Raw genomic sequence first — 12,393 nt, 5'->3', positions numbered from 1 at the left:
GTGGGGAAATGACCAGAATCTGATAATTATTATCATTCGCCCCGGGTATGGCAACCTTATTGGCCATCCGGCAACCAGGCACAGGTCAACATTTGCTGCTGCAGCGCCTGCAAATCCTGCTCTTCGGCGAAGATCAGCTCCAGCCGATTGTCCCGTCGCCAGGCGCTGGGCCGCCAGGGCTCGGCGCCCGTGACCCGGTTGCAGGCCTGCCAGCCGTCCTCGCAATGCAGCACCGCCTTGGCCCGCAGCAAGCCGTCCAGGCCGGTCAGCCAGGCCTCCACCGCCGCGCGGCGGAAGCGCCAGTCGGCGTGCAGGCGCCAGCCGACAGCCTGGTGCCCGCCATCGCTGTGCACCTGCCGCAGGGGCGCGGCGCGGGTGAGCAGCACCGGCAGTTCGGCCGCGGGGGCCGGCAGTTCCGTCGTCGTTGCCGAATCGAACCCAGCGACGAACGGCAGGCTCGCGAAGGGCAGGCGCCCCTGCTCGGTCCACACCAGCGGCAACGCCGGCAGGCTGGCTTGCAGACGCTCGCGGGCCTCTTCATCCAGACCTTCGCTCTTGTTCAGCACCAATAGCGCGGCATCGGCCAGGGCGTCCTGCTGCGCCTCCGGCAGCGAGGCCCCGGCGGCCAGCGCCGCGGCATCCAGTACCAGCAGCAGCGGCTGTGGCGCCAGCACGCCGCGCCAGGGCGCCTCGCCCAGTTGGCGCAGCAGGGTACGCGGGTGGCCGAGGCCGGAGGGCTCGATGAACAACCGCTGCGGCTGCGCCTTGCGCAGCAGGCGGGCGAGGCCGACCTGGAAAGGCGCGCCGTTGACGCAGCACAGGCAGCCGCCGGCCACCTCGCCTATGGCCACGCCGTCGGCGTCGGTGGCCAGCAGCGCGGCGTCCAGGCCGACCTGGCCGAATTCGTTGACCAGCACCGCCCAGCGCTCGCCAGGCGGGCGCTGGGCCAGCAGGTCGCGGATCAGGCTGGTCTTGCCGGCGCCCAGTGGGCCGCCGATCACATGGGTGGGAATCTGTTCGAGCATGGCGCCATGTTGCCGCCTGACGAGGGCGGGGAAAAGCGCTAGAGTCGGCCCTTCGCTCAAAGGACCCCGTTTTCATGCGTCTGCCGGCCCTGTTCCTGTCGTCCTGCCTCGCCCTGCCAGCCCTTGCCCACGCCGAAGCCTGCGTGGTGCACAGCCGCGGCAAGAACCTCGACGTGAAGGTCTGCCAGCAGAACCGCAGCATCCCGGCGAAGCTGTTCCACGAGGGTTTCTGCCAGCCGCAGCTGAAGGACCAGCAGGTCGAGGTGACCTACGCCGACGCCTGCCCCAGCGGCGCCTTCGGCGTCTGCAACAACGCCCAGGTGCCCAACAGCCCCTACCGCCAGGACATCCACTACTACGGCGTGGCCAGCGACGCGCGCTTCCTCCAGCCGTTCTGCGAAAGCCAGAGCAAGGGCCAATGGCACGCCGGCAAGTGACCGTCATGCGCCTGTCATGGGCGGCTGTTCTACTGCTGGTCGGGTACCTCACACCCACTGGCACCCCACGCCAGCAAAGATCTTGGTGATAGGGCCGCCCCGCGCGGCCCTCTTTTTTCCGACTCTATTTCCCGCGTTTTCGCCATCCGGACCGGCGGTATCGCCGTTCGTCCGCGCAAAGGTGTCTTGCGCAGTTGGCCCTTCTGTCAAAAGGTCACATCCGCTAAGTTTTCAGAGCGTGAGGTACCTTTGGGGGTTACGCATGAGCACGTCTATGAACCTGGACGGCCCCTTCTATCCACCGGCGCTGGGGGCGCCGGAACGACTCAGCGCGGAGCAGTTGCGCGCCTCGCTGGAAATCACCATGGCCGAGCACGACGGCGGCGCCGTCTGGCTGTTCGCCTACGGCTCGCTGATCTGGCGCCCGGAGTTCCCGGTGGCCGAGGCCAGCCGTGCGCGGGTGCACGGCTACCACCGCGGACTCTACCTGTGGTCGCTGACCCACCGTGGCACCCCGGAGATGCCCGGCCTGGTGCTCGGCCTTGACCGCGGCGGCTCCTGCGGCGGCTTCGCCTACCGGCTGCCCGACGACGGTCTGGACGCCAACCTGTTCGCCCTCTGGCAGCGCGAGATGCCCTACGCCTCCTACCGCCCGGAATGGCTCAGCTGCCGCCTGGAGGATGGCCGCCGGGTGCGCGCCCTGGGCTTCGTCCTCGAACGCCACCTGCCCAGCTACGCCGGCTCGCTGCCGGACAGCGTCGTGCAGCGCGTGTTCGACAGCGCCCAGGGGCACTTCGGCACCACCCGCGAATACGTCGAGCAGACGGTCAGCGCGCTGCGCGCCTGCGCCATGCCCGACCTGAACCTGGAAGCCTTGCTGGCGCGTTGCTGCGCCAAGGCTTCCGGCTGAATCAGGGCGCCGGCTGGCGCACCTCGATCGGTTGTGCGGGCGTCTCGTCCAGGCCCCAGGCGGATTCGTCCGCCCAGTCCTCGCCGAAGATCTCGACGGGGTGCTGGGTGCGGCTGGAGCCGTTGCCGCAGCCCATGGCCGAGGCCGGGCAGTAGCGGTCGCAGCCCCAGCAGATGCGTTCGGGGTGGGCGGGGTGCAGGGGGAATTTCTTCGCCATGGGGAATTGCCTGGAGGGAGTGGGCCCAGCGTCGATTCAACGCCTTCCAGCCCCCTGCGTACTTGTCGCGAATCAAGAAGTGCGGGAATAAGCAAATGCGGCATAAGCAAAGCATTTTTTATTCCTTAATTTATTGACGAAGCCCACCTACACTGCCTCCCCATGACGACTTTCAGGGGGATGAACCCATGCGCAGCGAACGCGTCCGCTATGTCCTGGTGCCCGGCTGGCACGGCTCGGAGGACGAGCACTGGCAAAGCCACTGGCAGCGCGCGCTGCCCAACGCCTCGCGGGTGGAACAGCGCGACTGGGTGACGCCGCGGCATGTCGACTGGGTTGCCGAACTGGACCGCGAGATCCGCCGCCAGCCCGGCCGCGTGGTGCTGATCGCCCACAGCCTGGGCTGCGTCACCGTCGCTTCCTGGGCCCGCCGCGCCGGGCCCAGGGCCCTGGCCCAGGTGGCAGGCGCCCTGCTGGTGGCGCCCGCCGACGTCGAGCGCGAGACCTGCCACGCGGCGCTGCGCAACTTCGCCCCCATCGCCCTGGACGCCCTGCCTTTTCCCAGCGTGCTGGTGGGCTCGGACAACGACGCCGCCTGCAGTCCGCAGCGCGCCTTGCAGTTGGGCCGCGCCTGGGGCGCCGAGACGTTGATCCTGCCGGATGCCGGGCACATCAATGTGAAGTCCGGTCATGGGGCCTGGGAAGCCGGCTACCGTCACCTGTTCCGCCTGCAGTACCTGATCGACCAGCGCGAACGCCGCCGGGCCTGAGCGAGACGGAATGTAGGGGCAACTGTCTTTCCAGCTGCGCCGAGGTGCTTTTCGTAGGATCGAGGGGGACGCCTAGTTCTTGCTCGCGAACAAGCGCGGTGCCATGCGGTTCGCGAGCAAGCTCGCTCCTACGAGAGGCCGTGCCTTGCCCATACGGTAGGAGCAACTGTCTTGCGCCGATGTGCTCTTCGTAGGATGGGTTGAGCTTGCGATACCCATGCTGCCGTGGTGATGGGTATCGCTTCGCTCAACACCATCCTACGAAAAGCCGTGCTTCCCTGGAGGTGTAGGCGGGCCCTGCCCGCGATTTCGCGCGCAGGGCGCGCTCCTACATGGGAATGGTGCTCGGGCTTGCCCTCTCCCGGAGGGAGAGGGGACCGCAGGCTCCGAAGAGAATGGCGCTCGTAGAGCGGTGTAGGAGCGGATCTCATCCGCGATCCGGCCGCCAGGCCGGTGTCATGCGTGTCGCGGCATGACAGCAGAAACCCATCCTACGAGCCTGCCGCTCCCGCCTCGCGCCGTGCGCGGCCTTCGAGGCGGCGGCGCAGGCCATGGTTTTCCAGGCTCAGCCGGCAGCCCTTGGCCGCCGCGGCGCGGCCCCAGTCCTCCAGCAGTTCCATGCAGGCGTGGTCGATGTAGCGCAAGTGCTGCAGCGGCACGTGCAGCGTGGTGCCCGGCTTCACCTGGTCCAGCAGGCGCGCCAGCTGCGGTACCCGCAGGAAGGTGGCGGCGCCCACCAGGCGCAGCTCGGCTTCGTCGCCGGCGCCGTTGTAGTGCAGGCTGGCCTTCAGCCGCGCGGCCTTCAGCGCCAGCTTGAGCAGGGTCAGGGCGAAGCCCACCAGTACGCCGGTGAGCAGGTCGGTGAGGACGATGCCCAAAGCCGTGGCCAGGTACACCAGCGCCGGCATCCGCCCGTAGCGCAGCAGGCCGGTGAGCGCCTTGGGATCGGCCAGCTTGAGCCCGGTGTAGACCAGCACCCCGGCCAGGCTGGCGATGGGGATCTGCCGCAGCAGCCCGCCGAGCAGGGCGACGAAGGCCAGCAGCCAGAGGCCGTGGAGGATGGCGGACAGGCGGCTGCGGGCGCCGGCCTGCACGTTGGCCGAGCTGCGCACGATCACCCCGGTCATCGGCAGCGCGCCGAGAAGGCCGCAGATCAGGTTGCCGACGCCCTGGGCGGACAGCTCACGGTCCATGTCCGAGCGCGGCCCCTGGTGGATGCGGTCCACCGCGGCGGCGGAGAGCAGCGTCTCGGCGCTGGCGATGAAGGCCACCGCCAGGGCCGCCAGCAGCAGCTCGGGTTCGGCCAGGCGCAGCAGGTCGGCCGGGCGGACCCAGTCGATGGCCTGGCTGAGCTGTTCCGGCACTTCCACCCGCAGTACGTCCATGGGCAGCGCCAGGCTCGCCAGGGTCGCCGCGCTCACCCCGAGCAGGGCGCCGGGCAGGAAGCGCAGGCGCGCCGGGCGGAAGCGTTCCCAGCTCCACCTCAGCGCCATGGTGCCGAGGCCCAGGGCCAGGGCCTGCGGGCCGTTGCCCAGCGAGGCGGCGAGGGCGCCGGGGAAGGCCAGCAGGTTGTCCAGCCCTGATGCCTGTGGCTGGAGGTCGAGCATCACGTGGATCTGCGACAGCACGATGAGGATGCCGATGCCGGCGAGCATGCCGTACACCACCGCCGGCGCGGTGACGCGGAACCAGCAGCCCAGGCGCAGGCGCCCGGCGATCAGCTGGATCAGCCCGGCCAGCAGCAGGATCGGCCCGAGCATGGCCATGCCGTGGCTGCGCACCAGTTCGAAGACCAGCACCGCCAGGCCCGCCGCCGGCCCGCTGACCTGCAGCGGCGAGCCGGCCAGCAGGCCGACCACCAGGCCGCCGACGATGCCGGTGAGCATGCCCTTGGCCGGTGGCATGCCGGAGGCGATGGCGATGCCCATGCACAACGGCAGGGCGACGAGAAAGACCACCACCGAGGCCAGCAGGTCGCGGGGCAGGTTGTCCTTGAGGGCGCGCAGGGGCGCATGAAGGGGTTGGGGAACGGGCATGGCGCTGTCCTCCTTGGCTTTTTCGGGCGCGAGAAAGCCCACGACGCCGGGTCAGCGGCATCGACACGCGCAGGTTGTCAGGACGCGCCGGCGGGCCGGCGCGGGGTTCGGGCAGGTGTCAGGTCAGGAAGCGGGCACGGCTGCCGTTGTGGAGGTGGGCGCCGTGCCCGTGAGGGTCAGGATTGCGAGTAGCGCGGGCGCGGCGTCGCCATGGGCATCGGGCCTTCGCCGTCCAGCGGGCGGAAATGGCCCACCTCGGCGTCGTAGGCCTTGATCTGGCTGGTCTCGATGTCATAGACCCAGCCGTGGATGAACAACTGCCCGCTGGCCAGGCGCGCGGCCACCGAGGGGTGGGTCTTCAGGTGGTCGAGCTGGGCCACCACGTTCTCCTCGGTGAGGATGTCCAGGGTGTCGTGGCTGGCGCAGCCGCAGTTCTGCTCGACCACCGTCTTGGCCACTTCGGCGTGGCGCAGCCAGGCCTTCACCGTGGGCATGCGCTCCAGCGTCTGCGGGTCGAGCACGGCCTTCATGGCGCCGCAGTCGGAGTGGCCGCAGACGATGATGTGCTGCACGCCCAGGGCCATCACCGCGAATTCGATGGCGGTGGACACGCCGCCGTTCATCTGCCCGTAGGGCGGCACCACGTTGCCGACATTGCGGGTGACGAAGAGGTCGCCCGGCGAGCTCTGGGTGATCAGTTCGGGGACGATGCGCGAATCCGCGCAGGTGATGAACATGGCGCGCGGGTTCTGCGCATGGGCGAGCTTCTTGAACAGCGCTTCCTGTTGCGGGAAGACTTCCTGGCGGAACTGGCGGAAACCTTCGACGATGCGCCGCAGGGCCTCGTCGGCATTCTCCGTGATGTGCTCCTCACCGTGCGATTTGTCGTTCATTGCATGAGCCTCGAAGAGTGTCGATGGATTTTCCCATGCTTGCCGACGTCTCGCGCCTGGCGAAAAGGCACAAACGATGGGAAATGACTTTCGTGACCGTGGGGTCATCCTGTTCACGCAACCCTAGACAAGGAAGATTAATCAAAAATTAAATAATCGCTCTATCTCGCACGTTACAGATGTTTTTGAGGCAAGATCGCCGATGATGCCGACAAGCTATCATGGCCCGATGATGTGAATGCGCCGCCTCAGAACAGGCTCATCTGCGCCCGGGGGACCTGGAACAGCGAGCAGTCCAGCCCACCGTAGTCGCGGCGGTCCAGTCCGAGGCGGCGGGCGGCCAATTGGAAGCGCTTGGCCAGCAGTTCGGCGAACACGCCTTCCCCGCGCATGCGCGTGCCGAAGCGGCTGTCGTAGTCCTTGCCGCCGCGGCTCTGGCGGATCAGGCTCATCACGTGCTCGGCGCGGTCGGGGAAGTGCGCCTGCAGCCATTGCTGGAACAGCTCGGAAATCTCCAGCGGCAGGCGCAGGAGGATGTAGCCGGCCGAACGCGCGCCGTTGTCGCGGGCGGCTTCCAGCAGGCGCTCCAGCTCCATGTCGTTGACTATCGGGATCATCGGCGCCAGCACCGCGCTGACCGGCACGCCGTGCTCGTGCAGGGTGCGCATGGCGCGCAGGCGCGCGCCGGGGCTGGCGGTGCGCGGCTCCATGATGCGCTTGAGCTCGTTGTCCAGGGTGGTGAGGCTGAAGGCCACGCTGACCAGGTTGAGGCTGGCCAGTTCGCCCAGCAGGTCGAGGTCGCGCAGGATCAGCGAGCCCTTGGTGATGATGTGCAGCGGGTGGCGGAAGCGCAGCAGGATTTCCAGCGCCTGGCGCGTCAGGCGCTGCTCGCGCTCCAGCGGCTGGTAGGCATCGGTGTTGATGCCCAGGGCGATCGGCCGCGGCACGTAGCCGGGCTTGCTCAGCTCCGCTTCCAGGCGTTCGGCGAGGTTGGTCTTGGCGATCAGCCGCGTCTCGAAGTCGATGCCCGGCGACAGGTCCCAGTAGGCGTGGCTGGGCCGCGCGAAGCAGTAGATGCAGCCGTGCTCGCAGCCGCGGTAGGGGTTGATCGAGCGGTCGAAGCCGACGTCCGGCGACTGGTTGCGGCTGATCACCGTCTTCGCCTGCTCCATCCGCACCTCGGTGGCGCGGCAGGGCGGCGCCTCGTCCTGGTACCAGCCGTCGTCCTCGGCCTCGCTGCGGGTCGGCGCGAAGCGGTTGTGCGGATTGCTGGCGGTGCCGCGGCCACGCGGCGGCAGGGGAGAGGACATGGGCTGACTCCAGAGTTTACTGTATATAAATACAGTATTCCGGAAAGAATGGCAGCCCATCGGCGATGGATGGTGCGAGGTTCGCGAGCAAGCTCGCTCCTACGAAAAGCGGCGGTGCCATGCCCGCTCCTGTAGGAGCGAGCTTGCTCGCGAACCCCCGCCGACCTCAGATCAACACCCGCAACAACCAGTACAGCAACGCCGCCAGGCAGATCGCCGCCGGCAGCGTCAGCACCCAGGCCAGCAGCATGTTGCGGATGGTCTGCCATTGCAGGCCGCTGCCGTTGGCGGTCATGGTCCCGGCGACGCCGGAGGAGAGCACCTGGGTGGTGGACACCGGCAGGCCGTAGATGTCCGCCGCGCCTATGGTGAGCATCGCGGTGAGCTGCGCGCTGGCGCCCTGGGCGTAGGTCAGCGGCTGCTTGCCGATGCCCTCGCCGACGGTGGTGACGATGCGCCGCCAGCCCACCAGGGTGCCCAGGCCGAGGGCCAGGGCCACCGCCACCTTGACCCACGGCGGGATGAACTGGACGGTGTCCAGGCTGCGGTCGCGCAGGGCCTGCAGGGTGCTCCAGGTGTCGACGTCGAAGACCTGCTCGGTGCGGTCGAGCTGGCGGATGGTCTCCACGCTCAGGTACAGCTCGTTGTGCAGCGCCAGCACCTCGTCGTCGGGCAGCCCGCTCAGGTCGCCGTGGCCGCGCAGGCGCGTGCCTATGTTGTGCAGTTGCGCGGCCAGCGCCGGCAGCACCTCGGGGGTCAGGCGCTGCTCGCTCTGGTAGTCCAGCAGCACCCGGCGCGGGGCCATGGGGATATCTTCCGGGGCCAGCCGGCGCAGCTGCAGTTCGGCCCGGTGCGCCAGTTCGCGCAGCTGCTGCACCTGGGCCGGCGCCTGGCCGCGGTCGACGGCGAAGCTCAGCGGCATCAGCGCGGCGAGGATCAGCATGATCAGGCCGATGCCCTTCTGCCCGTCGTTGGAGCCATGGGCGAAGGACACCCCGGTGCAGGTCAGCACCAGCAGTGCGCGGATGCCCAGTGGCGGCGGCTGGCGCCCCTGGGGCGCGCTGAACAGCGTCTTGCGCCGTGCCACCGCGCGCATGCCCAGCAGTAGCAGGCCGGCGCCGAGGAAGCCCAGCAGCGGCGACAGCAGCAGCGCGTAGCCGACCTTCTGCAGCTGCTCCCAGGCGCTGCCGTCGATGCCCAGTTCGCCGCTCAGCACGCCGTGGGCCAGGCTCACGCCGACGATGGAGCCGATCAGGGTGTGCGACGACGACACCGGCAGCCCCAGCCACCAGGTGCCGAGGTTCCACAGGATGGAGGCGCCGAGCAGGGCGAAGATCATCGCCAGGCCGGCGGCGCTGTCTACCCGCAGCAGCAGGTCCAGGGGCAGCAGGGTAACGATGCCGAAGGCCACCGCGCCGCTGGAGAAGAGCACGCCGAGCAGGTTCCACAACCCCGACCAGCCCACCGCCACCTGCGGCGGCAGGGCGTTGGTGTAGATCACCGTGGCCACTGCGTTGGCGGTGTCGTGGAAGCCGTTGATGAATTCGAAGCCCAGGGCGATCAGCAGCGCCAGGGCCAGCACCAGCAGGGTGCCGCTGGGGCGCAGCTGGCCGCCCTGGGCGAGGATGTCCAGGGCCAGGTTGCCGAAGGTGTAGACCAGGCCGCCGCCGAGCAGGAGGAAGAACAGCGCCTGCCCGGTGGGCGTGGCCACCTCCTGCAGCACCGGGTTCACCGGCATGCGCGAGACGCGCGTGGCGCGCAGGGACTGGAGCAGGTGGTAACGGTCAAGCACGTCCGCTGTGCTCCCTGTCGGAGACTGTGGTGTCGGGGGAGGGGCGAGGGGGCACTGGCGGCTCCTTCCTGCAAATGCCTAATAGCCTAGTCCGCCGGGCGGCGCTGCGGTTCTCCAATGTTTCCGAGATAGGCGGTCCAGGCGATATGTCAAATGGCTATTAGCCGTGCCAGTATTTCAGCCACTACGCTTTCCTGGTGGGCCACCCGAGGGCACTGTCATGCAGGAAGAAAGCCCAAGTGCGTTTCCGAGATGGATGCCAGCCATGCCCTACGACCAGCTCCCGGATGTCTTCGCGCAGATTCTCGAACAGGCCATCGATGGCGTGGTGGTGCTGGACGAGCACAACCGCGTGCTGCTGTTCAACGCCGCCGCCGAGCGCCTCTGGGGCTATTCCCGCGATGCGGTGCTGGGGCAGGACGTCGGCCTGTTGCTGCCCCAGGAGGTGCGCCCGCGCCTGGACGCCAGCCTGGACACCGAGGGCATAGTCGGCAGCCGCAGCGAGGTGCCCATGCGCTGCCGCGACGGCAGCCGGCTGTGGGGCTCGATGTCGATCTCGCACATCGAGTTCGACGGCAAGCGCCTGCTCGCCGCCTTCATCAAGGACTGCACCCTGCAGCGCCGCCAGCGCGAGCAGATGGACGTGCTGTCGCTGGCCGCCAACGAGACCGACAACGCGGTCATCGTCACCGGCCGCGAGGGGCGCATCCTCTACGTCAACGCCGGCTTCAGCCGCATGTTCGGCTGGAACGCCGAGCAGGCCCAGGGGCGCTACCCCTCGGAGCTGCTGCAGGTGCCCCAGGCCAGCGTGCGGCGCTGGCGCCAGGCCGGCGCCGGGCTGTTTCGCAGCGAGGAATTGGTGCGCGACCTGATCGGCCGGCCGCTGTGGTGCTCGGTGGTGGCCAACCCCATCCTCGACGCCCGCGGCCAGCCGGTGAACTCGGTGATGCTGCTCACCGACATCACTCACACCAAGCTGCACGAGGTGTTGCAGAACAAGGTGCTCGACGCCCTGGTGCGCGAGCGCCCGCTGGTGGACGTGATGGACCTGGTGTGCCGCGAGGTGGAGCGCATCGCCCCGGAGGTCAAGGCCTCGATCCTGCGCGTGGACGCCCAGGGGCGCATGCACCCGCTGGCCGCGCCGAGCCTGCCGGAGACCTTCTCGCACTCCATCGAGGGCGCGCGCATGGGCCCCCGCGCCGGCAGTTGCGGCACCGCGGCCTACCGGGGCAAGGCGGTGATGGTCAGCGACATCGCCAGCGACCCGCTGTGGGACGACTACCGCCAGTTGGCCCTGCCCCTGGGCCTGAAAGCCTGCTGGTCGAGCCCGATCAAGAACAGCGAGGGCCGCGTCATCGGTACCTTCGCCTTCTACTACGAACAGTGCCGCGGCCCGGACGAGCTGCACCTGCGCCTGGTGGACGTCAGCCTGCCCCTCTGCGCCCTGGCCCTGGAGCGCGAGGAAGCTCGCGCGCACATCCGCCAACTGGCCTTCTACGACACCCTGACCGGCCTGCCCAACCGCAGCCTGCTGCTGGCCGAGGCCGAGCAGGCGATGACGCGCATCGAAAACGACGAGGCGGAAATGGCGGTGCTGTTCATCGACCTGGACCGCTTCAAGCAGATCAATGATTCCCTCGGCCACCCGGCCGGCGACGAGCTGCTGCGCCTGGTGGCGGCGCGCCTGCAGGACGTGGTGCGCGAGCAGGGCCTGGTGGGGCGCCTGTCGGGCGACGAGTTCGTGGTGGTGCTGCCGCACTGCGGCGGCCTGCTCGCCTCGCAGGTGGCCGAGCGCATCCTCGCCCGCCTGGCGCCGGCGCACCGGGTGGGCGGCGTCAGCCTGATCACCCTGGCGAGCATCGGCATCAGCCTGTTCCCCAGCAACGGCCGGGACATGGAGACGCTGCTGCACCGCGCCGACATCGCCATGTACCAGGCGAAGAACGGCGGGCGTGGCAGCTACCGCTTCTTCAGCGAAGAGATGAACCAGCGCGCCCAGGAACGCCTGGCCCTGGAAAGCGCGCTGCGCGAGGCCGTGCAGCGCCAGGCGCTGAGCCTGCACTACCAGCCCCAGGTGTGCCTGGACGATGGCCGCGTGCACGCGGTGGAGGCCCTGGCCCGCTGGCGCCACCCGCAACTCGGCGCGGTGGCGCCGAACCGCTTCATCCCCCTGGCCGAGGAGTGCGGCATCATCGGCGAGCTCAGCCAGTGGGTATTGCGCGAGGCCTGCCGGCAACTGGCCGACTGGCGCCGGCGCGGCATCCACATCCCGGCGGTGGCGGTCAACCTGTCCCCCGCCGACTTCCGCGACCCCGACCTGCCGGCCCGCCTGCAGGACCTGCTGCAGCGCAACGGCCTGGCCGGCACCGACCTGGTGGTGGAGATCACCGAAGGCATGCTGCTGGACAACCACCCGGCGACCCTCGACATCCTCCGCGCCGTGCACGGCCTGGGCGTGCGCCTGTCGATGGACGACTTCGGCACCGGCTACTCCAGCCTCGGCTACCTGCACCGCCTGCCGATCAGCGAACTGAAGCTCGACCGCAGCTTCGTCGCCGAGCTGAACGCCGGCGCGGCGGCGCAGGCGCTGACCGACGCGGTGATGAACATCGGCCGCAGCCTGGAGCTGATGGTGGTCGCCGAAGGGGTGGAGGACGAGGCGCAACTGGAGCTGTTGCGCCAGCAGGGCTATCCGGTGGCCCAGGGCTACCTGTTCTCGCGGCCGTTGCCGGCGGCGGCGCTGGAGGAGTGGTTGGTGAGGAGGGGAAGAGGGTTGTAGGAGCGAGCTTGCTCGCGAACCAGGTTTGCCGGTGGCTCTGGCATGTCGGGTTGACTCCGCTCCCTCTCCCCAGCCCTCTCCCTGAAGGGAGAGGGGGCTAGTCCGTGCCGAGAGAAGGTATGGTTCCAGCTGGAAACCACCGGAGCTGTCGGCTAACGCCAGAGCAACCGTTTCTGCCGAACGGTCCCCTCTCCCTTCAGGGAGAGGGTTAGGGAGAGGGCGCT

At 68.9% G+C, this 12,393-nt stretch carries 10 protein-coding genes; 4 read left to right on the top strand and 6 right to left on the bottom strand.

The genetic code is table 11. The annotated features are described in order from the left end of the window. Positions 1-56: 56 nt before the first annotated feature. Positions 57-1,025, bottom strand: coding sequence for a CobW family GTP-binding protein (locus M8R19_RS15115; RefSeq protein WP_249918199.1), 969 nt, complete (start codon positions 1,023-1,025; stop codon positions 57-59). A 74-nt stretch (positions 1,026-1,099) separates the two neighbouring features. Between M8R19_RS15115 and M8R19_RS15110 the strand changes: the two genes are divergently transcribed. After that, complete coding sequence (locus M8R19_RS15110) at positions 1,100-1,462, top strand: NADH:ubiquinone oxidoreductase (RefSeq protein WP_249918198.1); 363 nt, start codon at positions 1,100-1,102, stop codon at positions 1,460-1,462. A gap of 262 nt (positions 1,463-1,724) precedes the next feature. Beyond that, positions 1,725-2,372 carry a gamma-glutamylcyclotransferase gene (locus M8R19_RS15105; RefSeq protein WP_249918197.1) on the top strand — a complete coding sequence of 216 codons (648 nt, stop codon included), beginning with the start codon at positions 1,725-1,727 and terminating at the stop codon, positions 2,370-2,372. Between the two features lies 1 nt (position 2,373). On the opposite strand, the gene M8R19_RS15100 is transcribed toward M8R19_RS15105, so the two are convergent. Beyond that, positions 2,374-2,589 carry a DUF3079 domain-containing protein gene (locus tag M8R19_RS15100; RefSeq protein ID WP_249918196.1) on the bottom strand — a complete coding sequence of 72 codons (216 nt, stop codon included), beginning with the start codon at positions 2,587-2,589 and terminating at the stop codon, positions 2,374-2,376. 188 nt (positions 2,590-2,777) lie between these two features. Here M8R19_RS15100 and M8R19_RS15095 point away from each other — a divergent pair, with 188 nt between their 5' ends. Then, a complete protein-coding gene (locus M8R19_RS15095) occupies positions 2,778-3,359 on the top strand; it encodes an alpha/beta hydrolase (RefSeq protein WP_061560337.1) in 582 nt (193 codons plus the stop codon). 491 nt (positions 3,360-3,850) lie between these two features. Here the strand turns inward: M8R19_RS15095 and M8R19_RS15090 are convergent, their stop codons facing one another. The 4 genes from M8R19_RS15090 to M8R19_RS15075 all read right to left on the bottom strand — a co-directional run bounded on the left by M8R19_RS15090 (position 3,851) and on the right by M8R19_RS15075 (position 9,336). Continuing rightward, on the bottom strand, positions 3,851-5,395 hold the full coding sequence (locus tag M8R19_RS15090) for a SulP family inorganic anion transporter (protein WP_249918195.1): 1,545 nt from the start codon (positions 5,393-5,395) through the stop codon (positions 3,851-3,853). Positions 5,396-5,571: 176 nt separating this feature from the next. Continuing rightward, positions 5,572-6,288, bottom strand: a complete 717-nt coding sequence (locus M8R19_RS15085) for a carbonic anhydrase (protein ID WP_043269908.1) — start codon at positions 6,286-6,288, stop codon at positions 5,572-5,574. 248 nt (positions 6,289-6,536) lie between these two features. Then, entirely contained in the window at positions 6,537-7,598 is a 1,062-nt protein-coding gene (locus M8R19_RS15080) for a PA0069 family radical SAM protein (RefSeq protein WP_249918194.1), read from the bottom strand. Between the two features lie 166 nt (positions 7,599-7,764). Continuing rightward, positions 7,765-9,336 carry an inorganic phosphate transporter gene (locus tag M8R19_RS15075; protein ID WP_283939641.1) on the bottom strand — a complete coding sequence of 524 codons (1,572 nt, stop codon included), beginning with the start codon at positions 9,334-9,336 and terminating at the stop codon, positions 7,765-7,767. A gap of 319 nt (positions 9,337-9,655) precedes the next feature. Here M8R19_RS15075 and M8R19_RS15070 point away from each other — a divergent pair, with 319 nt between their 5' ends. Further along, on the top strand, positions 9,656-12,169 hold the full coding sequence (locus M8R19_RS15070) for an EAL domain-containing protein (protein ID WP_249918192.1): 2,514 nt from the start codon (positions 9,656-9,658) through the stop codon (positions 12,167-12,169). The last annotated feature ends 224 nt before the right edge of the window (positions 12,170-12,393 follow it).

Origin of the sequence: Pseudomonas sp. R3.Fl (genome assembly GCF_023516765.1) — a bacterium.
Classification (GTDB): domain Bacteria; phylum Pseudomonadota; class Gammaproteobacteria; order Pseudomonadales; family Pseudomonadaceae; genus Pseudomonas; species Pseudomonas citronellolis.
Note: the sequence above shows the minus strand (reverse complement) of the source record. Positions and strands in the feature narration are given on the sequence as shown.

What these genes read in the sequence shown, in the direction of transcription:
- M8R19_RS15115 (WP_249918199.1), bottom strand. Translation starts at nt 1,025, where the DNA reads ATGCTCGAACAGATTCCCACCCATGTGATCGGCGGCCCACTGGGCGCC.
- M8R19_RS15110 (WP_249918198.1), top strand. Translation starts at nt 1,100, where the DNA reads ATGCGTCTGCCGGCCCTGTTCCTGTCGTCCTGCCTCGCCCTGCCAGCC.
- M8R19_RS15105 (WP_249918197.1), top strand. Translation starts at nt 1,725, where the DNA reads ATGAGCACGTCTATGAACCTGGACGGCCCCTTCTATCCACCGGCGCTG.
- M8R19_RS15070 (WP_249918192.1), top strand. Translation starts at nt 9,656, where the DNA reads ATGCCCTACGACCAGCTCCCGGATGTCTTCGCGCAGATTCTCGAACAG.
- M8R19_RS15075 (WP_283939641.1), bottom strand. Translation starts at nt 9,336, where the DNA reads ATGCCGGTGAACCCGGTGCTGCAGGAGGTGGCCACGCCCACCGGGCAG.
- M8R19_RS15100 (WP_249918196.1), bottom strand. Translation starts at nt 2,589, where the DNA reads ATGGCGAAGAAATTCCCCCTGCACCCCGCCCACCCCGAACGCATCTGC.
- M8R19_RS15080 (WP_249918194.1), bottom strand. Translation starts at nt 7,598, where the DNA reads ATGTCCTCTCCCCTGCCGCCGCGTGGCCGCGGCACCGCCAGCAATCCG.
- M8R19_RS15090 (WP_249918195.1), bottom strand. Translation starts at nt 5,395, where the DNA reads ATGCCCGTTCCCCAACCCCTTCATGCGCCCCTGCGCGCCCTCAAGGAC.
- M8R19_RS15085 (WP_043269908.1), bottom strand. Translation starts at nt 6,288, where the DNA reads ATGAACGACAAATCGCACGGTGAGGAGCACATCACGGAGAATGCCGAC.
- M8R19_RS15095 (WP_061560337.1), top strand. Translation starts at nt 2,778, where the DNA reads ATGCGCAGCGAACGCGTCCGCTATGTCCTGGTGCCCGGCTGGCACGGC.